Origin of the sequence: Nonomuraea mesophila (assembly GCF_004352805.1) — a bacterium.
Taxonomy (GTDB): domain Bacteria; phylum Actinomycetota; class Actinomycetes; order Streptosporangiales; family Streptosporangiaceae; genus Nonomuraea; species Nonomuraea longispora.
Genome location: NZ_SMLD01000135.1, coordinates 1 through 25,258, shown reverse-complemented (window position 1 = coordinate 25,258; position 25,258 = coordinate 1). Strand labels below are relative to the sequence as shown.

The window sequence follows — 25,258 nt, the reverse complement described above, 5'->3', positions numbered from 1 at the left end:
GGGGGGATGGCAGCGGGGTGTAGCCGACCCGCGCCGCCGCCGGGACGTCGAGGCCGCCGGCGACCCCGGCGATGAAGGTGTAGGTCAGGTGGGCAGGGTCGAGCTGCCCGCTGAGCGCCAGCCCCGGGACCGCGCCCCCCGTGCCCGCCAGCCCGCCCAGCAGCGCCTGGCCGTAGATGCTCTGCCCGTACGCCACGAGCCGGTCGCGTACGGCGAGCTCGGCCTCCGAGGCGAGGTACACCATGTCCCGGCTCAGCAGCCGCGAAAGGCCCGCGTTGGCCCCGGCGAACAGGGCTCCGGTGAGGGCGCCGCTGCCGGTGGACACCGCCAGTGACGCGAGGTCGAAGTCACCGGCCTCGCGGGCTCCCCAGAGCTGCTGCGCCCCCTGCACGCCGAGGTCGAGGCCGCCGCCGATCCCGGCGAACAGCAGCATGTTCCTCAGCATGAGCTGCTTGATCGTCTGGATGCGGGCGCGGGTCAGGAGCGTGTTGTGCTGGATGAGCCTGAGCACGGCGGGCCCGTTGACCCACATCCACACCAGCAGCCTGACGATCGCCGCGCCGAGCAGCGCCAGGGAAGCGTAGATCATCCACTGGGTGTGCTGCATCCGCACGCCGTGTTCGCGCAGGGCGGCCGCCTCGTTACGCAGCGCCTGTTCCAGCAGGTCGAGCAGCGCCTCCGCGGACTGCCCGCGGGTGGTGTCCGGCTGGCCGCCGAGCGCGGCGAACACCTGCTCGAACGCCTCCTTGGCGGGGCCCTGCCATTCCTGGCCGCGTAACATCCCCGCGACCGCGCCGGCGTCGTCCGCTCGGAGTCTGGCGAGTTGGTCGGCCAGGTCCTCCAGTGTCGAGGCCTGGGCGATGATGTCGTAGGCGTCGGCGTCAGGGAACGCCCCGCCCGTCAGCGGCAGCGCCATCGGCTTCACGACATCGGGCACCAGGCTGAGATCGAGCCCCATCAGACGGTGTCATTCGCTTTCGGTCGAGGGTGCCGGCCGGGTGGTCACATCGGCGGCCGTGGCCCCGGCGACCTGCCGGGCCGCTGCAGGAACGCCTCGAAGTTCATGGCCTCGCCGAACAGATCGTCGGTGGGAAGGCCGGGTACGAAGGGCTCCATCAGCTCCTTCATGTCGCCGCGCACCTGCCCGGCGGCCTTGCCGATCTGCTCGACGATCGAGGCGGACAGCTCCGACGGCGACAGCTTGCGGTAGACGCGCGGGTCGAGGTCGATCGTGCGCACCTCGCCTTGCGGGCCGACGGTCACGCTGACCATGCCGTCCTTCGACCTGGACGTCGCCGAGAGGTCCCGCATCTTGTCCTGCATCTGCTTGAGCTGCTCGGTCTGCTGGTTCACCTCCTGGACGAGTTGCTCAAGCAGCCGCCACTGCTCGTCACCTGACATCGGCTACCCCTCACGTCGACCACACAAGCACCGTATGTCCCGTATACCACGATTTCCCGTCACGTCACGACGAGACGGGAAATGCTGCTCATCCAGGGCCAGCAGCCGGAATGCCTTCCGCGGGCCTCGTCGGAGCCGGTACGTGGACGGCAGCCGTCGCCGGGCCGGTGGTCCGAGGGGTCAGTGGCGCCGGGTCCTGAAGCGGTCCAGGAAGCGCCGTACCTTTTGCTGCGTGTGCGGGTCACGGGCCATCCGCTTGGCCTTCTCGACGTTCTGCCTGCCTTTGGGGCTGCGCATGTACGCGCGTACCCGGTCCATGAGTGCCATGCGGCTGTCCCTACCCCGGCCTTCCCGCGTCACGCGCCCCGGCCGGAGGTCAGCCGAACTCCTCGACGTACTCCTCCACCGGTCCCAGCTCGGCATGGTCCCGTAGTTCCAGAACCATGCCGAGCCGCTCCAGCTCCAGCACCGTCACGGTGTTCTCGCCGGCGCGCAGCAGCGGCGCCGGGCAGTACAGCGTGACCTGCGGCCCGACCTCCCAGTAGCGGCCGAGCAGGAACCCGTTGACCCAGACGAGGCCGCGGCCCGACCCCGGCAGGGCCAGGAAGGTGTCGGCGGGCGTGCCGGCCCGGACGGTCGCGACGGCGAACCCGCTGCGCGTGGCCGGGGGGCCGGCGGCGAGCGCGCGGGCCGTCTCGGCCTCGGTCCACTCCTGCAGGGCGATCGGCGTGCTGTCCCAGCCCTGGACCATCCGCCGGTCGACGAGCACCGGGCCGATCAGGCCCTTGTGCCGGCCGAGGCCAGGCCCGTAGTTCACCCGGCCGAGGCTCTCGACGAGGACCTCCAGGCGTACGACGGCGCCGGTTCCGCGTACCGGGAACTCGCGGCGGTCGGGGCCCGCCTCGCCGAGGAACGTGCCGTCGCAGAAGATCAGGGCGCGGTCGCGTACGTCGGTGAGGACGAGCCGGTGCTCGCCCGCCGGGATGCGCGGGTGCGCGGTGTGCAGGACCATCCCCGCGTCGAGCCCGAGCCGCTCGAACGAGGCCGGCCGCGGCCCGGTCGAGGTGGGCGCGGGTACGGCGACGAGCCCGGCGAGCAGGTCGGCCCGGTGCGTCAGGGGAACGCGCGCCGGCGGCAGCGTCGGCATGCGCTCCGGCACCCGTAGGGGGCCGCGCGCTCCGAGCGCCTCCCTCAGGGCGAAAAACTTGGGCGTGAGCGTGCCGTCCTCGGCGACGGGCGCGTCGGAGTCGTAGCTGGTCACGGTGGGCTGCAACCGGCCGTCCTCCTCGTTGGCGCCGGCCCAGAGCCCGAAGTTGGTGCCGCCGTGCGCCATGTAGAGGCTCACGCTGCCGCCGTCGGCGACGATGCCCTCGATGACGCGCGCGGCGCTGTCCGCGCCGCGCACGTGGTGGCGTTCTCCCCAGTGGTCGAACCAGCCGTTCCAGAACTCGGCGACGACGAACGGCTCGTCCGGCCTCCGCGCCGCGAGGAGGCGACGGGCGGCGTCGGGCTTGGAGCCCAGGGTGACGGCGGCCAGGGTGCCGGGCAGGGTGCCGCCGTCCTGCATCAGGTCGGTGGGGCCGTCGGCGGTGAACAGCAGCTCCGTGATGCCGCGGCTGGTCAGCGCCTCGCGGTTCCAGCGCAGGTAACCCTGGTCGTCGCCGTAGCTGCCGAACTCGTTCTCCACCTGCACCGCCACGACCGGCCCGCCCTCGGCGGCCTGGAGCGCGGCGATGCGCGGGATCAGCTCGTCGAACCAGCGGCCGACCGCGGCGGTGAACGCGGGGTCGGAGCTGCGCAGCGCGACGTCGCGGGCGGTGAGCCAGCTCGGCAGGCCGCCGTTCGACCACTCGGCGCAGATGTAGGGCCCCGGCCGGACGACGACGTCGAGTCCCTCCTCCCCCGCCATGCGGATGAACCGTTCGACGTCCCGCCAGCCGTCGAAGCGCGGCGGGGCGTCCTCGCGGGGCTGGTGGAAGTTCCACGCCACGTAGGTGTCGACCGTGTTGAGCCCGAGGTCGGCCAGGCGGCGCATCCGGTCACGCCACAGGCCGGGGTGGACGCGGAAGTAGTGCAGCCCTCCGGCCAGCATGCGGTGGGGCACGCCGTACCGGTGCAGGCGGCGCCCGCTCCAGGTGAGCGCGCTCACGGACGCACCGGCCCGCGCCAGGGCCCGCGCTTCGGCCCGCTCGCCGGGCGGGGCGTCGGCCGTGGTCGTCGTCCGGTCCGGGAATGCGTCAGGCGCGGGGAGCTCGATCACGGTGCGAGAGCCTATGTTATCGATGCCATATGTAACAACCGCGGTAGGATTCACCTGACGAACGCGCGGGCAGGCCGCGAGAGAGGAGCGCCATGACCGGAGCCACCGAGCGGCCCGCGAGGCAGCCGAGCATGACCGACGTGGCCAGGACGGCCGGGGTGTCGGCGCAGACCGTCTCGCGCACCTTGCGCGACTCGCCCAACGTCAACCCGGAGACCAGGAAGCGGGTGCTCGCCGCCGTCGAGCAGCTGGGCTACCGCTTCAACAACGCGGCCAGGGTGCTCTCCTCCGGGCGCAGCCACACCATCGGGCTCGTGCTGCTGCAGTCGGGCGGCTACTACTCGCGCTCGGCGGTGACCGCCGGCGTGGAGGCGGCCGCGGGCGAGGAGGGCTACGCGGTGAGCATCGCGACCATCTCCAGGCTCGACACCGCCCTGATGGAGCGATCGCTGTCCAAGCTGGCCGACCAGGGCGTGGACGGCATCGTCATCGCCGTGCCGCTGATCTCCGTGACGCAGAAGATGGAGGACATCACCCGCGACATCCCGACCGTCACCCTCGACGGCTCGCGCACCGCGAGCGCCCGGGTGCTCGGGATCGACCAGAAAGAGGCGGGCCGCATCGCCACGCAGCACCTGCTCGACCTCGGGCACCGCCAGGTGTGGCACGTCTCGGGGCCCGACGAGTGGATCGAGGCCCGCCAGCGGCGGCAGGGCTGGCAGGAATGCCTGGCCGCGGCCGGCGTCCAGGCGCCGCCCCCGCTGGAGGGCGACTGGTCGCCCGACTCGGGCTACCGCCAGGGGCAGGTCCTCGCGATGATCCCCGACGTGACCGCCGTCTTCGCCGCCAGCGACGAGATGGCCTTCGGGGTGATCCGCGCCCTGCGCGAGGGCGGCAGGTCGGTGCCCGCGGACGTGTCCATCGTCAGCGTCGACGACATCGAGCTGGCGGCCTACTGCACCCCGCCGCTGACCACCGTCAGGCAGGACTTCTACCGCTCCGGCGCGGCGGCCGTCGCCCTCCTGCTGCGGCAGGCCGACGCCGGCGAGACGCTCGTCACCGCGTCGCTCTCGGTGCGGGCGTCCACGGCGCCGCCGCGCTCCCCCTGAGCCCTCATGAGGGCCGTTCCAGGAACTACCCTCTTGCGTCGGCCATGTTATCGATGCCACTGTAACAACGTCCGGACCCCGGACCCGTTCCCCCGCCCCGTCAGGTGGGCAGCCAAAACGGAAGGATCCCAGAACCATGAGGAGATCACTCGTCCTCGCGAGCGCCGCGCTCACGGCGCTCGGACTGCTCACCGGCTGCGCGGCCGAAGGGGACGGCCAGGACTCCGGCACGACGACCCTCAGCGTCGCCGCCCTCGAAGGCGGTTACGGGCGTGACATGTACACCAAGGTCATCGAGGCGTACGAGAGCGCGCATCCCGGCGTGGACGTGCAGCTGCAGATCTCGAAGAGCATCGAGGACGAGATCACCCCCAACATGAAGGCGGGGCGCTTCCCCGACGTCGTGGTGCTCGGGCAGGGCCGCAAGGCCGCGCTCACCGAGACCCTCATCAAGGACAAGGCGCTCGAGGACCTCACGCCCGTGCTGGAGGCGAAGGTCCCCGGCGAGGACAAAACCGTCGGCGACAAGCTGATCGAGGGCATCGTCGGCAACCTCAACACCAACCCCTACGGCGACGGCAAGACGTACACGATGCCGATGTACTACGCGCCGACCGGCCTGTTCTACAACAAGGGCCTGTTCGACAAGAAGGGCTGGAAGGTCCCGGCCACCTGGGACGAGATGTTCGAGCTCGGGGAGAAGGCCAAGAAGGACGGCATCGCGCTGTTCACCTACCCGACCGCCGGCTACCTCGACTCCTACTTCTTCTCGCTGCTGGCCGACATCGGCGGCGAGCAGTTCTACACCGACGTGATGACGTACAAGCAGGGTGTGTGGAAGACGCCGCAGGCCCGGCAGGCGCTCGACCTCACGGCCCGGCTGCTGAAGTACGCCGCGCCGACCACGGTCGGTTACGCCAACGAGCAGGACTTCACCAAGAACCAGCAGTCCGTGCTCGACAACAAGGCGCTGTTCATGCCGAACGGTACGTGGATCGTCGGCGAGATGGCCGACGCCCCGCGCGCCGACGGCTTCGCCTGGGGCCTGACGCCGCTGCCCGCGGTCACCGAGGGCGGCAAGCGCTACATCACGACGTCGGTCGAGTCGGTCTGGGTCCCCGCCGCCGCCAAGAACAAGGACGCGGCCAAGGACTTCGTCGCCTACCTCTACTCCGACGAGGCGGCCAAGATCTTCGCCGCGTCGGACGCGATCCAGCCGGTCGAGGGCATCGCCGGCAGCCTGACCGAGGAGAACGCCGAGTTCTACAAGGTCTACGAGGACCCGTCGGTCGCCGCCCTCGTCGGCGGGTTCGCCAGCACCGCCCCGGTCAAGGGCGTCGACATCAAGGCCACGCTCTTCGACACCGCCAACAGCATCATCAGCGGCGACAAGACCCTTGACCAGTGGCAGTCCGCGCTCCACGAGGCCAGCGAGAAGCTGCGCCAGGCGGGTGGCTGACGTGCCCGGCAACCCATCGGGCACCCTGCCGCCGCGCGCCGCGACGCCCCGCGCGGCAGGGCCCGCGCCCGGCCGAGGGGGCGCGGCGGGGCCCGCGCCGCGCCGGCGCGGCAACGGTCTCTTCGTGCTCGCCTGCCTGCTGCCGGCGCTGGTGCTCTTCGCGGTGTTCATGGTCGTCCCGACCGTGAACGTGTTCCGGATGTCGTTCTACACCTGGAGCGGCTTCTCACCCGACATGCGTTTCGTCGGGCTGGACAACTTCACCGCGCTGCTCGACGACGCGCAGTTCGTCCGCGCGTTCCAGAACACCGTCGCGCTGCTGGTCGTCGTGACCGTGGTGACGATGGGCATGGGCCTGTTCCTGGCGGCGGTCATGACGCGGCAGCGGCTGCGCGGCCGCACCCTCTACCGGTTCGTCCTCTATGTCCCGAGCGTGCTGTCGGTGGTCGTCATCGCGGCGATCTTCTCCGCCGTCTTCGACCAGGAGAACGGCCTGATCAACGGCACGCTGCGGGCGCTGTCGCTCGACGGGCTGCGTCAGGTCTGGCTCGGCGACCAGGACCTCGTGCTCTGGTCCGTGGCGATCGCGATGGTCTGGCAGTCGCTCGGCTACTACATGGTCCTCTACATGGCCGGCATGGCGAGCATCCCCGAGGACGTGTACGAGGCGTCCGCGCTCGACGGCGCGTCCCCGGTGCGGCAGTTCTTCGCCATCACCCTGCCGCTCATCTGGCAGAACCTCCGCACGACGCTGACGTTCTTCGTCATGAGCGCGGTCAACCTCAGCTTCGTGCTCGTCCGCGCCATGACCGGCGGCGGGCCCGACGGCTCGTCGGAGGTGCTGCTGAGCTACATGTACAAGCAGGCCTACACGAACTCGTCGTACGGCTACGGCATGGCCATCGGCGTCGTCATCTTCGCCTTCTCGTTCCTCGTGTCGCTGCTGGTGAGCCGGGCGACACGGCGCGAGCCCCTCCAGTTCTGAGGACCACCACCATGACCACGATCAGAAGCGCCGCACGGCCGAGGACCGGCAGGGCGCTGACCTACGTCCTCGTCATCGCGATCGCCCTGGCCATCGCGGTGCCGGTCACGTGGGTGCTGTTCGCCTCGCTCAAGGGGAAGAGCGAGTTCTACGGCAGCCCGTGGACGCTGCCGGAGGGCCTGCACCTGCAGAACTTCGTCGACGCCTTCGTCACCGCGCGCATGGGCTCCTATTTCCTCACCTCGGTGCTGGTCACGGTGCTCGGGCTGGTGTTCGTCGTGGCGGTGTCGGTGCCCGCGGCCTACGTCGTCGCGCGCTACGAGTTCCGCGGCCGCGGCCTCGTGGAGGTCGCGCTGCTGGCAGGGTTGTTCGTCAACGTCAACTACATCGTCGTGCCGATCTTCCTCATGCTCGTCGGCTGGGACCGCGCGCTCGCCGACGTGTTCCCCGGCGGCTTCTTCATCGACAACCCCGCCGTCCTGTCGCTCGTCTACGCGGCCACCTCGATCCCGTTCACCATCTACCTGCTCGCCGCGTACTTCCGCTCGATCCCCGTGGACTTCGAGGAGGCGGCGGCCCTCGACGGGGCCTCCCGCTTCCAGATCATGACCCGGGTGATGCTGCCGATGGCGCGGCCGGCGCTCACCACCGTGCTGCTGTTCAACTTCCTGGCCTACTGGAACGACTACATCATCGCGCTCACCCTGCTCCCGGGCGAGGGCAAGACGCTGCAGGTCGGCCTGCTCAACCTGATGACCGCGCAGAAGGCGGCGGCCGACTACGGCCGCCTGTACGCCGGCATGGTCATCGTCATCGTCCCCGTCCTCATCTTCTACGCGCTCATCCAGCGCCGGCTCATCGAAGGCATGGCGTCCGGCGGCGTGAAGGGCTGACCGGCGCTCCCCGGAGAGAGGAATCCGTCAATGAAGGAATCGACGCGCAGCGCGCTGCTCGTCACCGCCAGGACGCTCGTCGCGGCGGGCTGCGTCGCCGTGGTCGTCGCCGCCCGCTCGACGGTCGGGTGGGGCAACCTGGCGATCATGCTGGTCGCGCTCGCCGGGCTGCTGGCCGTGCTGGCCTCGTACAACCGGAGGTTCCGGTGAGCGCGCGGCGGACCGTCGCCGACGGACGGGCGCTGGCGCGGGTACGCCCGAGCAGCCGCCAGCTCGCCTGGCAGGAGATGGAGTTCTACGGCTTCATCCACTTCGGCATGAACACGATGACCGGCCGGGAGTGGGGCGAGGGACACGACGACCCGGCCCTCTTCGACCCGGCCGAGCTCGACGCCGACCAGTGGGTCACGGCGCTGAAGGCCGCGGGGATGACCGGCGTGATCCTCACCTGCAAGCACCACGACGGCTTCTGCCTGTGGCCGAGCGACGTCACGACGTACTCGGTGGCGTCGTCGCCGTGGCGCGGCGGCCGGGGCGACGTGGTCGCGGAGGTGGCGGACGCGGCGCGGCGGCACGGGCTGCGGTTCGGGATCTACCTGTCGCCATGGGACCGCCACGAGGCCTCGTACGGCTCCGGCACCGCGTACGACGACTTCTACGTGGCCCAGCTGACCGAGCTGCTCACCCGGTACGGACCGGTGTTCACGGTCTGGCTGGACGGCGCGAACGGCGAGGGCCCGAACGGCAGGCGGCAGGTGTACGACTGGGAGCGGTACTACGCGGTGGTCCGCGAGCTGCAGCCCGGCGCGGTCATCAACGTGTGCGGGCCCGACGTGCGCTGGTGCGGCAACGAGGCCGGGGCGACCCGCCCCGACGAGTGGAGCGTGGTGCCGCGGGCCCTCCAGGACGCCGAGCGGATCGCGGAGCGCTCGCAGCGGGCCGACGACGGCGCGTTCGCCCGTCTGGTCCGCAGCGACGACCGCGACCTCGGCAGCCGCGCCGCGCTGGCGGGGCACGAGGACGACCTGGTGTGGTATCCGGCGGAGGTCAACACCTCGATCCGCCCCGGCTGGTTCCACCGTCCCGCCGAGGACGGCGAGGTCCGGTCCGCCGACACGTTGTTCGACATCTACCTGCGTTCCGTCGGCGGGAACTCCTGTTTCCTGCTCAACGTCCCGCCGGCCCGCGACGGGCGGATGCGGGACGCCGACGTGGCGGTGCTGGAGCGGCTCGGGCGGCGCATCGACGACTTCAGGAGACGGCGTGCGAAGGCGGTCGCGGCGGTGTCGTCCGGCTCCCCCGGCGACGTCGCGACCGCGTGGCCCGCCGCGCCGGACGGTGAGGGCCGTACGCCGTGGCGGCCGGACGGCGACGACCCGCTGCCCGCTGTGACACTCACGTTCGCCGGACCGCGTCGGATCGAGGCGGTCGTCGTGGGCGAGGACATCGCGCAGGGGCAACGCATCGAACACGTCGTCGTCCGAGGGCGCGGCGACGGCGGGTGGAAGCGGCTCGCCGAAGCGAACGCCGTGGGCCACCAGCGCATCCTGACGTTCCCGGCGGCCGAGGTGGACGCCGTGCGGATCGAGATCCCCCAGTTCCGGGACGCCCCCGTCGTCTCCCGGGCGGCCGCGATCGAGGCGACGCCATGAAGCGGCGGACCGCCGTCCTGTTCGCCGGCGTGGGCGCCGCGCTCGCCGCGCTCGTGCTGACCGGCGCGGTCATCAGCCAGCGCGGCGGCGAGGTCGCCTCCGTCGGCGGGCACGCCGTGACCAGGGACGAACTGCTCTTCCACATGCGGCGGCTGGCCCCGGCCGTGCAGAACGAGCTGCGCAACCGCTACCACCTCACGGGCGCCGTCGACTGGGACGCGCGGGCCGGCGACCGCAGCGCGCTCCAGCGGCTGGCCGAGCGCGCGCTCGACGAGGTCAAGCGGGACAAGACGACGCTCATCCTGGCGAAGGAGCAGGGGCTGGCCGGCTCGGTCGACCACGCCGGTTTCCTCGCCGAGCTGGCCGAGGAGAACGAACGACGCGCCCAGGCCGTGGCCAGGGGCGAGGTCGTGTACGGCCTGACGGAGTTCTCACCCGACGAGTACTACTCGCACCGGCTCACCGAGCTCACCACCCGGCTGAAGCAGCGGCTCAGCGCGGACGCGAACGGCCCCCTCCATGTCGGCGACGCCGAGGTCCGGCGGGAGTTCGACGCCGACCGGGACTCCTGGAGCGCCAACGCGACGACGTACGCGTACGCGAAGCTCGTGGTGCCGGTCCCGGACGGCGGGTCCGCCGCGCGCCTGGCGAAGCTGCAGCGGCGGGTGGACGACGCCGGCCGGCTGGCGGACCTCGCCGGCGAGCCGGGCGCCCGGTTCACGAAGGCCACGCACAAGGGCGGCGGCATGGCCGCGCACCAGCAGGACCTCATGGCGGTGCTCGGCGGGCTCGCGCCGGGCGACATCTCCGCCCCGGTCCGGGGCGACGGCCAGGTCACCTACTACGAGCTCACCGGCAAGACGGTCGACGAGGACGCGGCGTTCGCCGAGTACGCGCGGCGGATCCGGCAGTCGCTCATCGACAGGAAGTTCGGCGTCTACCTCCAGCGCCGCGTGGACGACGGTCACGTCACGGTCGACACGGCGGCGGTGGAGTCCATCACCACAGAGGAAGTTCACAGTGAAACCTGACGGCACCACACCCCCCGGCGCTCCGGCCCGGAGGCGGCCCGTGACAAGGGCGCTCCGCACGGGCCTGGCCGCCCTGCTGGCCGCGCTCGTCACGGCCTCGCTCGCTCCCGCCACACCGGCGGGAGCGGCGGCGCCCGGCAACGTCTCCGACCGTACCTCCGACCGGGCGGGCAAGCGGGACCTGCCCGGCAACGGACCGAACCGGACCGGCGGCACCGACTACTACGTCGACGCCACGAACGGCCGCGACGACGCCGCCGGCACCTCGCGGAAGACCGCCTGGCGGAGCCTGGCCAAGGTCAACGCCACAACGTTCGGGCCGGGCGACCGCATCCTGCTCAAGGCCGGCGAGCAGTGGCACGACGAGCAGCTCTGGCCGAAGGGCTCGGGCCGCGCGAAGCAGCCGATCACCATCTCCGCGTACGGCGACCCGCGCGCCCGCCTGCCCTACATCGCGACCAACGGCAAGGTGCCGAACCCGTTCCGCGCCGACGGCACCAAGAACCCCGAGACGGTGGGCCTGACCGGGGCCATCGTGCTGCGCAACCAGCAGTACTTCGAGATCGACCACGTCGAGCTGTCCAACGACGACGACTTCGCCACCGACATCACGACCGGCACGTACGTCCGCGACGGCATCTCCGTCTCCATCAACGCCGACCTGCTGGAGGCCGGCGCGGACAGCGTCATGGACCACTTCCGCGTCTCCGACGTCCACGTCCACGACCTCGACGGCCCGAGCACCTGGCAGAAGATCCACTACGGCGGCGTCAACTTCCAGGTCTTCGGCAGCAAGAGCTACAAGGAGTACGGCACCGGCGGCCACTACTTCAAGGACGTCAGGATCGAGAACAACACCTTCAAGAAGGTCGAGCTGCACGCCGTGCAGTTCGCGTTCAACTGGTTCGCCGCCGACGGTCAGGACGCCGGTGAGTACGACGAGAGCGGCAAGTTCCACGAGGGCTGGGAGCAGCTCTGGGTGCGCACCCGCGACCTGTACAGCCGTGACGTCTCCATCAGCCACAACTACGCGGAGAGCGTCGGCCAGGGCGCGTTCCAATTCGCCAACAGCAAGCACCTGATCTCGGAGTACAACGAGGTCAACGGCTTCCTCCAGCGCTACGACGCGGTGTCGTGCGGGCTCTACCTGTGGGCGGGCGCCGACTCGGTCATGCAGTACAACGAGGTCTACGGCGGCCCGGACAACGAGTTCGACGGCACGCCGTGGGACCTCGAGTACACGAACTTCAACGTCACCTACCAGTTCAACTACTCGCACGACAACGCGGCGGGCTGGATGGCGTACATGGGCAACAGCTCGAACTCGGTCGCGCGCTACAACCTGAGCGTCAACGACAACGGCGTGCTCGTGAAGAACATGTTGTCGACGAACTACTCGCCGACCTACTTCGCGAACAACACGTTCGTGTACGACGGCGCGGACCTCGACACCTTCCACGACGAGACGTTCCTGAGCACCGTCTACTTCCTGAACAACATCTTCTACAACACCTCGAAGACGGATGCCACGCCGTGGTACCGCCGTACCGGCGCGCTGCGCCAGGCGGTGTTCAGCAACAACGACTACTACGAGGCGAGCGGCACCCACTCGCCGCAGGAGCCGGCGGACCCGCGCGGTCTGCGCGTCGATCCGAAGTTCGTGGGCGACCCCGCCGGCTACGTCACCGGGGCGGGCGTGAAGAACATCCGCAAGGCCGCCGCGCACTTCAGGCTCCGTGGGAACTCCCCGCTCATCGACGCCGGCCGCTACAACCCCCACCTGGGCAAGGAGGACTTCCTCGGCACCCACATCTACTACGGCGACGCGCCCGACATCGGCATGGCGGAGAGCCGCAGGGGCAAGAAGGTCCACGACCCGGTGGACGACGACCCCATCGAGGAGGAGACCGGCGACGACCGCGTCAACCTCGCGCTCGGCAAGCCCGTCACCGCCAGCTCGACCCACCCGGGCGCGAACGGCACGCTCGTCGCGAAGAACCTGACCGACGGCGACCCGGCGACCCGCTGGGCGGCGGCCGACGACGCCTCCTACCCGATCACGCTGGACGTCGACTTCGGCGCGGACACCACGTTCGACGAGGTCTACCTCGACGAGTACACCGACTCGGGCACCAACCCCCGGGTCAAGTCGTTCGAGCTGCAGCGGTGGGACGCCGCCGGCGGCTCCTGGGTGACGTTCGCCCAGGGCTCCGACGGCATCGGCCACGACAGGTCCGTCACCGGGTTCGGCGACGTCACGACGTCCAAGCTGCGGGTGTCGCTCACCGAGCGGCTGCCGGACGAGGAGTACAGCCCGACGATGACGGAGATCGCCGTCCACCGCGCGGACGGGTGACCACGGTACGGGGTGGACGTCCAGGCGTCCGCCCCGTACCTCCGGTTAGTGCTGACGAGGGGCGGTCTCCGGCTGCTCCTCGTTCAGCGAGTCGACCAGCGCGTCGGCCTCGGCGTCGCGCACCGGAGCGACCAGGCCGACGAGCACGAACACCACCAGCGCCGACAGGACGGGCGTGGCCACCTCCACGGTCTGGCTCTGACCGGGGAAGACGTACTTCAGCAGCGCGAAGACCACGAGCCCGGTCGCCCAGGAGCCGATCGCGGCGGCGGGACCGCTGCGCCGGAACATCGGCAACATGCCGAGCAACATCGGGATGGCGATCGGCCCGACCAGCGCGCCGAACCAGAGGATCAGCAGGCCGAGCACGCCGCCGAAGCTGTCCGCGCCGAGCGCGATGCCCATCGACAGCGCGATGAACAGGAACGTGGAGACCCGGCCGGCCAGCAGCTCGGACGTGGACGACAACCGCTGGGCCCGCTTCCAGACAGCGGGGATGATGTCCCTGATCACCACCGAGGAGATGGCGTTGGCGTCGGAGGACGTCATCGCCATGGTGTGGGCGAACATCCCGGCCAGCACGAGCCCGATGAGCCCGCCGGGCAGCAGCTGCTGGGTCAGCAGCGCGTACGACTGGTCGGGCTCGGCCAGGCCCGGGAGCAGGACCGGCGCGGCCCACATCGGGAAGAACAGCACGAGGGGCCAGAACAGGTAGAGGCCCGCCGAGAACAGCGCCGCCCGCCTGGCCGAGTCGCCGGTCGGCGCGGCGATGAAGCGCTGGGCGAGGTTCCACGTGCCGCCGTTGTAGGAGAGCGTGTTGATCAGCAGGTAGACCAGGACGAAGCCCATGGTGTACGTGCCGTTGAACGGCTGCCCATGCCCTTCGGGAAGCTTGTCCCACAACGTCCAGATGGCGGATATGCCGCCGAGCTGGGCCAGCACCGCGACGAACAGCGTGATCCCCGCGACGAGCTGGATGACGAACTGGCCGAGGTCGGTGAGCGCGTCGGCCCACAGCCCGCCGATCGTCGAGTAGACCAGCGTGACGCCGCCGGTGAGCAGCACACCCCAGGCGATCGGCACGCCCGCGAACACCTGGAGCAGCAGCGCGGTCGCCGCCCACTTGGCCCCCACGTCGAAGACCTTCAGCGCGGTGCCGCTCCACGCGAGCACCTGCTGCGCGGGAACGTTGTAGCGGGTCGCGAGATACTCCAGCGGCGAGATGATCCCGAGCCGCTGCCGCAACCGGGGCCAGCGCGGCGCGAACAGGACCGACCCGACCAGCATCGCGAACGTGATGCCGATCGCCCACCAGACGTACAGGGTGAATCCGGCGGTGTAGGCGATCGCCGCGTAACCGACGAACACCGCTGAGCTGTATCCCGACATGTGGTGCGAAATGCCGGACAACCACCAGGGCATTCGGCCTCCGGCGGTGAAGAAGTCCTTGGCGTCACGGATGCGGGACTTCGCCCAGACACCGATGGCGATCATCACCACGAAGTAGCCACAGATCACTAGCCAGTCGAGAAAGCCCATGAGATCTCCCAGTTCGGGGGGTGGGGAGCAGTGCGGTTCAGGCGCCGTGGACGGGCACGCCGTTCACGAAGGTGCGCAGGACGGACAGGTCGGACAGGTCGGACGTGGTGACGATCAGGTCGGCGGGCGCGCCGGGCTCGATCCGGCCGCCCCCGGTCCCGAGCAGCCGGGCCGGGTTCGCCGCCGCCAGGCGCAGCGCGGTGCCGAGGTCGATCTCCGTGTGGGTGACCGCCCAGGCGACGCACTCGATCAGCGAGCTTCCGGAACCGGCCAGCAGGTCGGTTCCCGGCAGCGTCACCCGGCCGTCCTCGCGTACGGTGATCCGGCCGCCGACCGGGGTCGTGTAGTCGCCCGGCGCGCATCCGGCCAGCGTGACGGAGTCGCTGACGAGCAGCGACCGGCCGGTTCCCTTGGCCCGCACCATCGCGGTGAACGTGTCGGCCGGCAGGTGGTGCCCGTCCGCGATGAACGTCGCGGCGAGCCGGTCCTGCGCGAGCTGCGTCCAGATGTAGTTGGGATGGCGGCGGATCACCGCGTGGGCGCCGTTGCCGAGGTGGGTGGAGAGCCGCGCGCCCGCCTGTACGGCCGCCTCGATGTCGGCAGGCGCCGCAGCCGTGTGCCCGATGGCCACGATGACGTCGCGCCGGGCGAGCTCGCCGATGTAGGGGACGGCGCCCGCCCGCTCGGGGGCAAGCGTGACGATCCGTACGAGGCCGCCCGCCGCTTCCTGCCAGCGGCCGAACTCGGCGAGGTCGGGGTCGCGCAGGTGGCGGGCGTCGTGCGCGCCCCGCGGCCCGTCCTCGGCCGCCAGGCTGGGCCCTTCGACGTGCACGGCGGGTACGGCATGCCGGACCAGCGGATCGGCCTGTCTCGCCGCCGCGATCACGCGCAGGTTCCTGACGATCCTGTCCTCGGGCGCGGTGATGATCGTGGGGCACCACGTCGTGGTGCCCCGCCTCCACAGCTCCCGTGTCAGCTCGGCCACGTCGCCGGCCGACAGGTCGTCCGCGTTGACGTCGCGGCCGGCGTACCCGTTGACCTGGAGGTCCACCAGGCCGGGCAGCACCAGCACGTCGGGGGCGTCGCGGACCTCGGTGACCGCGGCGATCCGCGGTCCGTCCAGCTCGACGTGCACGGGACGCCCGCCGGCGAGCCTGCCCTCGACCTTCACCGCGCCTCCCCTGCCAGCGTCGTGGCGGCGGCCATGACCAGGCGGCCGGCTTCGGGGGTGAACGCGGCGCGCAGCCCGTAGGCGCGGTGGGCCTCGCAGATCTCGTAGCCGCCCGCCTCGTAGTGCGCCTCGGGGTAGGGCAGGTACCCGGGGACCCCGCCCGAGTAACCGGCGACGAGCAGCCCGGGATCGCCGAGCGCGGCGCGCAGTTCCACGGCGAACTCGACGAAGGGCTCGCAGGGCAGGAACACCAGCGGCACGCCGCCCCACCGGTGCACGGCGACCTGGACCTCGACCGCCTCCGGCCCGGGGCCGGCCAGCTGGGTGCGCGCCCAGTCCGCCCAGATGCCGTCGGGTTCGTCCGCGAGCGCCCGCAACCGGTCCGGCGCGAGCGGTTCGCCGAGCGGCAACTCGACCCGCGCGGCGGCCACCCGGGTGCCGATGCGTTCGGCGGCCCCGAAGGTCCTGTCCGGCCGCGGCTCGGTGCCGCGCAGGCTGTCGACCGCGGTGTGCCCGGTGTTGAGCTGGCCGCAGCAGCCCTGGAGGAACATCACCACGCCGCCGGTCCTGGCCTGCACGTGCCGCCGCGCGTACCCGGGCCAGTCAGCGGTGATCTGGAGGTTGCCGGGGCCGAGCGTCACCGGGTGGCAGGCGTAGGAGAACACGGTGGCGATGGGCGCGCCGTCCACGCGCTCCAGCCGTACGACGGGGACCACGGTGTCGGTGAGGCTCCCGCCGCGCCGGTTGCTCGCGACGCCGTGCAGCGTGCCGCTGCCCCGGCGGAGCACGGCGGGCGTCAGCGCGCCGACCGCGGCCTGCGCGGCTCCGGCGATCCGCGCGCAGGCGTGCCGGACGTACGCGGGGTCGGCGACCCCGCCGATGCCTCCCCCGGTCACCGCCGGTCCGGCGTGCGTGTGCGTCACCGCCACGGCCACCTGCTCCTCCGGGACCCCCGTACGGTCACGCACGTCGCGGGCGATGCTCCGGGTGGTCTCCGGGTCGAGGGCGATGAGGTCGGCGCAGACCACGACGGAGGTGGTCGTGCCGTCGGAGACCGCCACGGCGGTGGCCTGCAACGGGTCGTGCACGGCGGTGGAGGCGGAGGTCCTGGCGGCGTAACCGGCGAGCGAGCCGCCGGGCGGCGGCGTGATGTCGGCGACCGCGGCCCCGGCGAGCAGGCCGTCTCCCGTCACAACCATCGGACCCGCCCCCGGAAGCGGTCGAGGAAGAGCGCGTTGCGTTCGTCGCCGTCCGGCGCGTTCCCGCTGCGCCAGATCTCGGGAACCGTGCCCCGTCCGGCCAGCTCGGCGATCGCGGCGGCCATGAGGCAGTTGAGCGCGTACGCGTTGGCGAACGTCGAGATCGCGCCGACCCGCTCGGGCATCCCCTCGATCTCGAGTACGGCGTCGCCGACCGGCACCTTCGTGTCGATGTGCAGGTCGACGAGGTCGTGCAGGTTGTGCCCGGTGGGATGCCTGGCCGGATGATCGGGCGCGGTGCTGTCGGCGTGTTCCCTGGAGGAGACGCCGATGACCGTGACGCCCCGCTCGCGGGCGGTCAGCGCGGCGTCGATGAGCGCGGCGTTGATGCCGTAGGCGTTGACCAGGACGAGCAGGTCGCCCGCGCCGAGCCGGTTGTCCTCGACGACGACGCGGCCGTAGCCGGGGGTGCGCTCGATGGCCATCGAGCGCAGCGCGCCACCGGACAGCAGCGTGCCCTCGTCGAGGATCGCGCTGACGTTGACCAGGCCGCCCGCGCGGAAGAACACCTCCTGCGCGGCGAGGTTGGAATGCCCGCCGGGGCCGTAGACGTAGATCAGCCGGTCCGTCCCCCGCACGGTGATGTGGTCGGCGATGAGCGCCGCCGCCGCCTCGATGGCGTCGGCCTCCTCGGTCTCGATCCTGCCGATCAGGCCCGCGACCTGCTCGGCGTACGTGCGCATGAGCGACGCGTGCCGACCGCCGGGCCGTCCGTTGGGCCGTCCGTTTCGCACCCTGCAAGCTCCTCATGACCGATGAAAGCGATTGCAGGCATTCAAGACCACGGCCGAATCCAGGTCAAGGGGTCGGCCGGGGTCCCGTGGAGTCGCGCGCCACGAACACCCCGGGCAGCCTGTGGTGTTCCGGCGCGCCGCCCGGCGCCTCGATCCGCCTGGTCAGCACCTGGACCGCGGTGGCGCCGAGACCGTCCATCGGCGCGGTCACCGTGGTCAGGCTCGGCGTCACCGTACGGGCGAGCAGCACGTCGTCGCAGCCCACGACGCTGCGGTCGCCGGGCACGGAGACGCCCCGCCCGGCCAGCTCGGCGAGCACCCCGCACGCGGTGAGGTCGTCGAAGGCGAACGCCGCGGTGGCGTCGGTCTCCAGCAGCGCGGCGCCGGCCTGCCGGCCGCCCTTGAACGTCGCGCGGAACGGCCCGAGCTCGGTGAGCTCGACCTCGCGGCCGCGCGCCCACCTGCGGATCGCCTGCGAGCGCCGGGCCGCCGCCCACGACGCGCTCGGCCCGGCGAGCAACGCGAACCTGCGGTGACCGTGCTTGTGCAGATGCTCGCCCGCGTCGAAGAGCGCGCTGGTGTTGTCGCAGATCACCGACGACAGGTCGCGCAGCGGCCGGTTGAGCAGGACGCAGGGCAGCCCCTTCGCCGCCTCGCGCAGCGCGGCCGACGACGAGCGCGGCGAGGCCACGATCACCCCGTCCACCCTCCCGCGCAGCCGGGCCACGTGTCTCACCTCCGCCGCCGCGCTCTCCTCCGCGTCGACCAGCATGACCGAGCTGCCCATCCGCTCCGCCGTACGCTGGATCGACCGCACGAGCAGCGGGAAGAACGGGTTGGTGATGTCGGAGACGATCAGCCCGATCGTCTCGGCCCGGCCCGTGACCAGCCCGCGCGCGGCCGGGTTGGGCAGGTAGCCGAGCTCGCGGGCGACGGCCGTCACCTGGTCCCTGACCGCCGGGCTGACCAGCTCGGGGCGGTTGAAGACCCGCGACACGGTCGCCGCCGAGACGCCGCACCGCCGGGCGATGGAGTAGATCGTCGGCTTGCTCAACCCGCGCTCCTCGGCCTCGGCTCACCCCAGCTTGACCGGAGTACTCTAGCGGAGCAAGAATCCATGCAATCGCTTTCATTGTCCGCAGGAAAGGACGGCATGGGTTCCGAGCAGCCCGAGCGGGTCGCCCGCAGCCAGCTCGAGGAGGTCGTCCTCCCGTTCTGGCTCGGCAACGGCATCGACACCGAGCACGGCGGGTTCTTCACCTGCTTCGACAACCGCGGCAGGCGCCTGCTGTCGACGAACAAGTTCACCTGGTCGCAGGGGCGTTTCGTGTGGCTGCTCGCCCGCGCCGCCCGGCTCGCCGACCGGGGCCTGCTCTCGCCCGACCGGCTCGGCGCCGGCTCCGCCACGCTCATCGGGCACGCGGAACGCGGCGCGTCCTTCCTGCTCGACCACGCCGTCGGCGGCGACGGCCGGTGCGCCTACGTCCTCGACCGGCGGGGCGGCACGGCGCTCGACGAGGACGGCCGGCCGCTGCCCGCGCAGCGCAGCGTCTTCGCCGACGCCTTCGTCGCCATGGGGCTCGCCGAGCTCACCCGTTACACCGGTTCGCCCGTCCACCTCCCCACGATCGACATGATCGTCCAGCGGATCGCGGACGACGTGGAGGCCGGCGATCCGCCGACGCCTCCGTACCCGCTGCCGCCCGGCTGCTCGGGGTTCGGCGCCCGCATGATCGTCCTCAACGCCCGGCTCGACCAGGCACGCGCCCATGAGGCCGCGTCCGCGGACCGGACCAACCCCTACGCCGGCGAGTTGCGCGCCGCGCGCCGCGCGCCGCGCGCCGCGCCATGCTCGCGCACCGGGAGGACGGCGGGCTGTTCACCGAGACGTTCGTGGCCGATCCCGGCATGCGCGACACGGTCCTGGCCAGGCACCGCACGCCCGGCCACGCGCTGGAGGGCATCTGGATGGCGCTGGAGGCGGGCGAGTCGCTCGGCGAGACCGGCGACCACGGCGACCTGCTCGCCAGCGTCTCCGCCCTGTGCGCCGCCGGGTGGGACGACGAGCACGGCGGGCTGTTCCGCTACGTCGGCGTCTCGGGGCGGCGCGCGGGAGGACCGTACGAAGACCTGGTCACCCGCACCTGGTCGACGAAGTTGTGGTGGGTGCACACGGAGGCCGCCTACACCACGCTGCTGGCGGCCGAGCGTTACGGCGACCGGGAGGCGGCCCGCTGGTTCGAGCGGATCTGGGACTACACGATCGGCACGTTCCCCGGCGGAGCGGACGGCGAGGAGTGGATCCAGATCAGGAACCGGGCAGGGGAACCTCTCGACGAGGTCGTCGCGCTGCCGGTCAAGGACCCTTACCACATCGCCAGGAACCTCATGCAGATCATCGAGCTCCGCGAGCTCCGCTCCTAGGGAGGACGGCCGTGACGACCGCGAACGCGGACCCCTTGATCGAACGGACCGCCGGGCACCTCGGTGTCCGGATCTTCAGCGACAGGGCGCAGGCCGGCGCCGCGGCGGGGCGGGCCGCGGTGGCGGCGTTGCGCGCGGCGCTCGCCGCCCGCGGCGAGGCCAGGGTCGTCTTCGCGGCCGCTCCTTCACAGCGGGAGACGCTGGCCGGGTTGCGCGCGGCCGAGGGCATCGGCTGGTCGCGGGTCACCGTCTTCCACATGGACGAGTACATCGGCCTGCCCGCCGGCGCGCCCCAGCGGTTCGGCCGGTTCATGCGCGACGAGCTCTGGGACGCCGTGCGGCCCGGCGCCGTACACGTGATCGAGCCCGGCGACGACCCCGAGGCCGAGAGCGCCCGCTACGCCGCGCTCCTCGGCAGCGCGCCGATCGACCTGGTCTGCCTGGGCATCGGCGACAACGGCCACCTGGCGTTCAACGACCCGCCGGTGGCCGACTTCGCCGACCCCCTCGCGGTCAAGGTGGTCGAGCTCGACGAGGACTGCCGGCGGCAGCAGGTCAGCGACGGGTGCTTCGCCGCGCTCGCCGACGTGCCCGAGCGGGCGATCACGCTGACCGTTCCCACGCTGATGGCCGGGCGCACGCTGGTCGCCACCGTGCCCGGTGCGGGCAAGCGGGCCGCGCTCGCCGCCGCGCTCGACGGGCCGATCAGCGAGAGCTGCCCGGCCTCCGTCCTGCGCACCCACCCGGCCTGTACGCTCTTCGCCGACCTGGAGGCGTACCGGTGAGCCCCTCAACTGTGCGCCCGGTGGTCGGCCCGGTGGTCGGCCCGGTGGTCGGCACGGTGGTCGGCACGGTGGTCGGCACGGTGGTCGGCACGGTGGTCGGCACGGTGGTCGGCACGGTGGTCGGCACGGTGGTCGGCACGGTGGTGAGCCCGCAGTGAGCCTGGTGAGGCTCAGCCGCGCCACCCTGTCCAGGGTGGCGCCGGACGCGCGCCCGCTCGCCGAGCCGCGCGCCACCGGCGTCGTGCACCTGGGGATCGGTGCCTTCCACCGGGCCCACCAGGCCGTTCACACCGAGCGGGCCATGTCCGCGACCGGTGACGACCGCTGGGGCATCTGCGGGGCGAGCCAGCGCAGCACCGACGTGGCCGACCGCCTCCGCCCCCAGGACTGCCTGTACGGCGTGCGCGCCGGCGACGAGGCCCGCGTGGTCGGCTCCGTACGTGAGGTGCTCGTTCCCGGCGACGACCTGGCGGCGCGGCTGAGCGCCCCGGAGACGGCCGTGGTCACGGTGACCATCACCGAGCGGGCCTACCGCCCCGATCCCCGGGGCGCGATCGCACGGCTCGTGGCCGGCCTGCGCGCCCGAGCCGCCGCGGACGCGGGCCCGCTCACCGTCATCTCCTGCGACAACCTGCCCGGCAACGGCGCGGTCCTCGCCGGGCTCGTCGCGGACCTGTGCGAGCCTCCCCTGCTCGCGTGGGTCGAGCGGAACATGACGTTCCCCGCCTCCATGGTGGACCGGATCGTCCCCGCGACCACGCAGGCCGACCTGGACGACATGGCCGCCAGGCTGGGCGTGGCCGATCTGGGGGCGGTCGTCACCGAGCCGTTCACGCAGTGGGTGATCGAGGACCGGTTCGCCGGTGACCGGCCCGCGTGGGAGCGGGCGGGCGCGCTGCTGGTGGGGGACGTGCGGCCGTACGAACGCATGAAGCTGCGCCTGCTCAACGGCAGCCATTCCGCCATCGCCTACCTGTCGGGCGCCGAGCACGTGTCGGAGGCCCTGAGCGACCCCGCGTTCGCCGGATACCTGCGCCGGTTGATGGACGACGACCTGTCGCCCACCCTGGAGGGGCTGGCGGGGTTCGACCTCGTACGGTACAAGCAGTCGCTGATGGCCAGGTTCGCCAACCCGGGCCTGCGGCACCGCGTCGCGCAGATCGCGGTGGACGGCTCGCAGAAGCTGCCGCAGCGCCTGCTCGACCCGGCCCGCGAGCGGCTGGCGGCCGGGCACGAGCCCCGCTGGATCGCGCTGGCCGTGGCCGGGTGGATGCGGTACGTCACCACGGCCCGCGACCTGGCCGATCCCCTGGCCGAGCGGCTGCGCGGCGACGAGACGGCCTCCGCCTCGGCCACCGTGGACCGACTGCTGGCGATCGGCGAGATCTTCGGCACCGACCTGCCGGACGACCCGGTCTTCCGCGACCTGGTCACCGACCACCTGGAACGGCTGACCGCCGACGGCCTGCCCGCCACCCTCCGCGCGCTCGTCTAGCCCCTGACCGGGCCGTCCGGGCGGTCGAGCCGGGCGCGCACGCCGTCGTCGCCGGCGAAGCGATCACCGTATCGGCAGGGCTGTTCAGCCCACGGAGCCGCTGAGGTCGGTGGTGCCGCCGCCACTTGTTCCCGAGCCCGCGCTGCTGGTGATGGGCTGGCCGTCGACATAGGCAACGGCGGTCACCGAGCCGGCGCTCAGGCGCCGGATGGAAAGGCTCCAGGTGTCCTCACCCTGTTCAGCGAGGGTGATCTCCTTCCGCCATGGCGGCCTCACCTGGGGCACGGTCGTGGAGCGGCCGTTGATGACGTAGGTGATGGCGAAACTTCCTTCGCCCGTGACATCGAAGGTAAGGGTGTGCGGCTCGTCACCGGAGGAGCAGGCGGCCAGCAGCACGGTGGCCCCGGCCGACACCAGCGAGCGCGCCCACTTGCCTGATGCGGTCATCCGATCACTTAACCACGGCAGAACACCGCAATGCTCGGGCGAGGACGGTTCGGCCTCTCCGACCCGCAGGCGGTGCCCGGCCGGCCTCGACGGGCCGCGCGCATGTTCGCCAAGGCCGAGGCGGCGGGCGCCGACGCGGCCGTCCTCGACGACGCCGTCCCGCCGGCCCGGAAATCCACCGCCCGCGCCGAGGTGGCCGAGGCCGTCGCGACCACGGCCGGCGACATGGCGCTTTTCGTCCGGATCAACCCGCTCGACGGCTGGGCCGGGGCCGAGGACCTGCGTGCCGTCGCCCATCCGCGGCTGGCCGGGGTGGTCCTGCCCAGGCTGCGCGCCTTCGCCGGGCAGAACCGGGCGCGACGAAAAAAGGGGTTGGCCCGGGGGCCGATGATCGGATAAACCTTGCAGCCGGACCACGACACCGAAAGGAGGGATAAGCCATGACGATGTCCATGATCACCGCGCTTGTCTCCTCCCGGGGCGCTGACCGCGCCTGACCCCGGAGCGGACGAGCGCCCTCAGCGGGAGTGTGTCTCGACCGTGGAACGAAACGACCTGACCGTGCGCCCGATCACCGGACGCGACGAACTCGACCTCTTCACCCGGCTGCCCTACACCCTCAACGACGAACTCGCCGACGACCTCCTAGCCGGCCGCCGGCGACCGGAATGGACGTGGGTCGCCCTGCGCGGTGACCGCCTGGTGGCCAGGGCCGCCTGGTGGTGCCGTACGGGCGACGACGCACCCTTCCTGCTCGACGTCTTCGACCTCGACGACGGCGGCCCGGACGACGACCGCGTGGACGTCGGCGCGCGACTGCTGCGCACCGCCATGGCCGTCGTGGTGCCGGCGGGGACCCACCCGCCCGAGTACGGCCGCGCCGTGCCGCCCGGCTGGCGCGACGACGCGACGGCCAGGCGCGCCGTCGAGGAGCGCATGGCCGCGCTGGAACGGACCGGCGCCCGCCTCTTCGTCGAACGCCTCCGCCTGGAGTGGCGTGCGGGAACGCCGGTCCCCGCGCCGGGCGGGCGCCTGAGGTTCCGGCCGGTCCGCGACACCGAGGAGATCCTCTCCCTGATGACGCAGGTCCTCGACGGCACCCTCGACGCGCACAGCAGGGACGACCTGACCCGGCTGCCTCCCCGCGAGGCCGCCGTCAGGCACTACGAGGACGAACTCGCCCGCTACCGGAGCCCGCGCGACTGGTGGCGGGTCGCGACGTTGCCGGACGGCGAGCCGGTGGGGTTCGTCACCCCGGCCCGCAACGACTACAGCGCCGTCATCGGCTACCTCGCCGTGGTGCCCACGCACCGGGGCAACGGCTACATCGACGACATCCTCGCCGAGGGCACCCGCATCCTGGCCGCGCAGGGGGTTCCGCGCATCCGGGCGGCCACGGATCTCGGCAACCTGCCCATGGCGAACGCCTTCGCCCGCGCCGGCTACGTCACCTTCGAACGCATGATCAACATGACCTGGGCCTGATCGGCCCCCTCCTGGGCCGGCGCCCGGCAGAGCTCATGACGCGACCATCACCCCCACCGGACGAGACGGGCAGGACCGCTCGGCGGCGCCGTCCTCGGCCACGAGGGCGTTGCCCGGGGCCCTCAGCAGAGCCTCAGCCTGCGAGGTTCTTGAGCGTCTCCCTCGCGATCTCCTCCACGCCCCGCAGGAGTTCCTCCTCGGGTACGGGCCGGCTGTCCTTGTTCGACAGGATCTCGCGGCCCTTGTTGTCCGTGCCGTGGAAACGGATGTCGACGGTGGTGTTGCCCCTGACGACGAACATCCACGCCACCGCCGTGCGCCTCTTGGTGTGCTGGTTGTAGATCGCGTACGCCCCGTCGCCCAGGTCGCCGACCTCTTTGATCTCTCCGTGTTCGGTGTAGTACGGGTCACCCTTGGTCTGGCCCGACTGGTCGCGCATCGAGCGCCACATGGACTCGGCGTCGTCCAGGGCGGAGTCGTTGTCCGGCCAGACGTTGACCTTGAGGGTGATGGACCGGCTCAGGTTGTAGCCGTCCTTCATGTGGTAGCCCTTCTGGTTCCACATGCAGTCCTTGCGCTTGGCGCCGTACCCGTCCTTCGCGACGCCCGGCTCGGACTCGCTCTTGGGCGCCAGCCGCGAGGTCAGGCTCGCGGACAGCAGGTCGCACACTTCGGGTACGTCCTGCAACGGGGGGAAGGTGGAGGTCACGGTCGAGGAGGGCGAGGGCTGCACCGTGTCCTGCGGGGAGGCGGAGGTGGGGCCGAGGGTCGGC

The 25,258-nt window shown here is 71.8% G+C and carries 26 protein-coding genes; 14 read left to right on the top strand and 12 right to left on the bottom strand.

The genetic code is table 11. The annotated features are described in order from the left end of the window. From E1295_RS49205 to E1295_RS35585, 4 genes are all read right to left on the bottom strand, one after another. The coding region (locus E1295_RS49205) for a hypothetical protein (protein WP_166427569.1) at positions 1-958 on the bottom strand (958 nt) is incomplete at its 3' end. 44 nt (positions 959-1,002) lie between these two features. Beyond that, positions 1,003-1,401 (bottom strand): YbaB/EbfC family nucleoid-associated protein, encoded by a 399-nt coding sequence (locus E1295_RS35590; RefSeq protein ID WP_132637545.1) that lies wholly within the window; start codon positions 1,399-1,401, stop codon positions 1,003-1,005. A 180-nt stretch (positions 1,402-1,581) separates the two neighbouring features. Then, entirely contained in the window at positions 1,582-1,728 is a 147-nt protein-coding gene (locus E1295_RS49200; protein WP_165975037.1) for a hypothetical protein, read from the bottom strand. A 49-nt stretch (positions 1,729-1,777) separates the two neighbouring features. Further along, positions 1,778-3,661, bottom strand: a complete 1,884-nt coding sequence (locus E1295_RS35585; protein ID WP_220449059.1) for a glycoside hydrolase family 35 protein — start codon at positions 3,659-3,661, stop codon at positions 1,778-1,780. A gap of 92 nt (positions 3,662-3,753) precedes the next feature. Here E1295_RS35585 and E1295_RS35580 point away from each other — a divergent pair, with 92 nt between their 5' ends. The 8 genes from E1295_RS35580 (at position 3,754) to E1295_RS35550 (ending at position 13,146) form a co-directional block, all read left to right on the top strand. Further along, positions 3,754-4,770 carry a LacI family DNA-binding transcriptional regulator gene (locus E1295_RS35580; RefSeq protein ID WP_132637543.1) on the top strand — a complete coding sequence of 339 codons (1,017 nt, stop codon included), beginning with the start codon at positions 3,754-3,756 and terminating at the stop codon, positions 4,768-4,770. A 136-nt stretch (positions 4,771-4,906) separates the two neighbouring features. After that, positions 4,907-6,229, top strand: coding sequence for a carbohydrate ABC transporter substrate-binding protein (locus E1295_RS35575; protein ID WP_132637541.1), 1,323 nt, complete (start codon positions 4,907-4,909; stop codon positions 6,227-6,229). A 1-nt stretch (position 6,230) separates the two neighbouring features. Beyond that, positions 6,231-7,214, top strand: a complete 984-nt coding sequence (locus tag E1295_RS35570; RefSeq protein WP_246080744.1) for a carbohydrate ABC transporter permease — start codon at positions 6,231-6,233, stop codon at positions 7,212-7,214. A gap of 11 nt (positions 7,215-7,225) precedes the next feature. Next, the gene (locus tag E1295_RS35565) at positions 7,226-8,107 is read left to right on the top strand and encodes a carbohydrate ABC transporter permease (protein WP_132637539.1); all 882 of its coding nucleotides are present in this window, start codon (positions 7,226-7,228) and stop codon (positions 8,105-8,107) included. A 30-nt stretch (positions 8,108-8,137) separates the two neighbouring features. After that, complete coding sequence (locus tag E1295_RS35560; RefSeq protein ID WP_132637537.1) at positions 8,138-8,317, top strand: DUF6903 family protein; 180 nt, start codon at positions 8,138-8,140, stop codon at positions 8,315-8,317. Further along, positions 8,314-9,759: an alpha-L-fucosidase gene (locus tag E1295_RS35555; protein ID WP_220449058.1), complete on the top strand. Its 1,446-nt coding sequence runs from the start codon at positions 8,314-8,316 to the stop codon at positions 9,757-9,759. Before E1295_RS35560 ends, E1295_RS35555 begins: the two co-directional genes overlap by 4 nt. Then, the gene (locus E1295_RS49195) at positions 9,756-10,790 is read left to right on the top strand and encodes a hypothetical protein (protein ID WP_166427568.1); all 1,035 of its coding nucleotides are present in this window, start codon (positions 9,756-9,758) and stop codon (positions 10,788-10,790) included. The genes E1295_RS35555 and E1295_RS49195 overlap by 4 nt, the downstream gene beginning before the upstream one ends. A gap of 40 nt (positions 10,791-10,830) precedes the next feature. Then, positions 10,831-13,146 (top strand): discoidin domain-containing protein, encoded by a 2,316-nt coding sequence (locus tag E1295_RS35550; protein ID WP_166427567.1) that lies wholly within the window; start codon positions 10,831-10,833, stop codon positions 13,144-13,146. 45 nt (positions 13,147-13,191) lie between these two features. Here E1295_RS35550 and E1295_RS35545 read toward each other — a convergent pair whose 3' ends face one another. From E1295_RS35545 to E1295_RS35520, 6 genes are all read right to left on the bottom strand, one after another. Beyond that, the gene (locus E1295_RS35545) at positions 13,192-14,685 is read right to left on the bottom strand and encodes a sodium:solute symporter family protein (protein WP_132637532.1); all 1,494 of its coding nucleotides are present in this window, start codon (positions 14,683-14,685) and stop codon (positions 13,192-13,194) included. A 37-nt stretch (positions 14,686-14,722) separates the two neighbouring features. Then, the gene (locus E1295_RS35540) at positions 14,723-15,856 is read right to left on the bottom strand and encodes an N-acetylglucosamine-6-phosphate deacetylase (protein WP_220449057.1); all 1,134 of its coding nucleotides are present in this window, start codon (positions 15,854-15,856) and stop codon (positions 14,723-14,725) included. After that, positions 15,853-17,055, bottom strand: coding sequence for a neutral/alkaline non-lysosomal ceramidase N-terminal domain-containing protein (locus E1295_RS35535; RefSeq protein WP_132637530.1), 1,203 nt, complete (start codon positions 17,053-17,055; stop codon positions 15,853-15,855). The genes E1295_RS35540 and E1295_RS35535 overlap by 4 nt, the downstream gene beginning before the upstream one ends. Further along, positions 17,046-17,849, bottom strand: a complete 804-nt coding sequence (locus E1295_RS35530) for a sugar isomerase domain-containing protein (protein ID WP_220449056.1) — start codon at positions 17,847-17,849, stop codon at positions 17,046-17,048. The genes E1295_RS35535 and E1295_RS35530 overlap by 10 nt, the downstream gene beginning before the upstream one ends. Before the next feature lie 64 nt (positions 17,850-17,913). Further along, positions 17,914-18,903 carry a LacI family DNA-binding transcriptional regulator gene (locus E1295_RS35525; RefSeq protein WP_132637528.1) on the bottom strand — a complete coding sequence of 330 codons (990 nt, stop codon included), beginning with the start codon at positions 18,901-18,903 and terminating at the stop codon, positions 17,914-17,916. 75 nt (positions 18,904-18,978) lie between these two features. Continuing rightward, entirely contained in the window at positions 18,979-19,620 is a 642-nt protein-coding gene (locus tag E1295_RS35520; protein WP_132637526.1) for a hypothetical protein, read from the bottom strand. A 77-nt stretch (positions 19,621-19,697) separates the two neighbouring features. Here E1295_RS35520 and E1295_RS35515 point away from each other — a divergent pair, with 77 nt between their 5' ends. From E1295_RS35515 to E1295_RS35500, 4 genes are read left to right on the top strand one after another with little or no spacing between them, the layout of a single operon-like run. Further along, positions 19,698-20,273: an AGE family epimerase/isomerase gene (locus tag E1295_RS35515; protein ID WP_132637524.1), complete on the top strand. Its 576-nt coding sequence runs from the start codon at positions 19,698-19,700 to the stop codon at positions 20,271-20,273. 11 nt (positions 20,274-20,284) lie between these two features. Next, positions 20,285-21,058 carry a 6-phosphogluconolactonase gene (locus E1295_RS35510; protein WP_132637522.1) on the top strand — a complete coding sequence of 258 codons (774 nt, stop codon included), beginning with the start codon at positions 20,285-20,287 and terminating at the stop codon, positions 21,056-21,058. Next, complete coding sequence (locus E1295_RS49190; RefSeq protein WP_166427566.1) at positions 21,055-21,216, top strand: hypothetical protein; 162 nt, start codon at positions 21,055-21,057, stop codon at positions 21,214-21,216. The genes E1295_RS35510 and E1295_RS49190 overlap by 4 nt, the downstream gene beginning before the upstream one ends. Next, a complete protein-coding gene (locus tag E1295_RS35500; protein ID WP_220449055.1) occupies positions 21,213-22,553 on the top strand; it encodes a mannitol dehydrogenase family protein in 1,341 nt (446 codons plus the stop codon). The genes E1295_RS49190 and E1295_RS35500 overlap by 4 nt, the downstream gene beginning before the upstream one ends. Before the next feature lie 84 nt (positions 22,554-22,637). Here the strand turns inward: E1295_RS35500 and E1295_RS35495 are convergent, their stop codons facing one another. Next, complete coding sequence (locus tag E1295_RS35495) at positions 22,638-23,000, bottom strand: hypothetical protein (protein ID WP_132637518.1); 363 nt, start codon at positions 22,998-23,000, stop codon at positions 22,638-22,640. 30 nt (positions 23,001-23,030) lie between these two features. On the opposite strand from E1295_RS35495, the gene E1295_RS35490 reads away from it, so the two are divergent. Both E1295_RS35490 and E1295_RS35485 read left to right on the top strand, forming a co-directional pair. Beyond that, positions 23,031-23,399 carry an aldolase/citrate lyase family protein gene (locus E1295_RS35490; RefSeq protein WP_132637516.1) on the top strand — a complete coding sequence of 123 codons (369 nt, stop codon included), beginning with the start codon at positions 23,031-23,033 and terminating at the stop codon, positions 23,397-23,399. Between the two features lie 141 nt (positions 23,400-23,540). Then, positions 23,541-24,485 carry a GNAT family N-acetyltransferase gene (locus E1295_RS35485; protein WP_132637514.1) on the top strand — a complete coding sequence of 315 codons (945 nt, stop codon included), beginning with the start codon at positions 23,541-23,543 and terminating at the stop codon, positions 24,483-24,485. A gap of 133 nt (positions 24,486-24,618) precedes the next feature. Here the strand turns inward: E1295_RS35485 and E1295_RS49185 are convergent. Continuing rightward, positions 24,619-25,258 (bottom strand): hypothetical protein (locus E1295_RS49185; protein WP_166427565.1); only part of this gene is annotated, 640 nt, incomplete at its 5' end.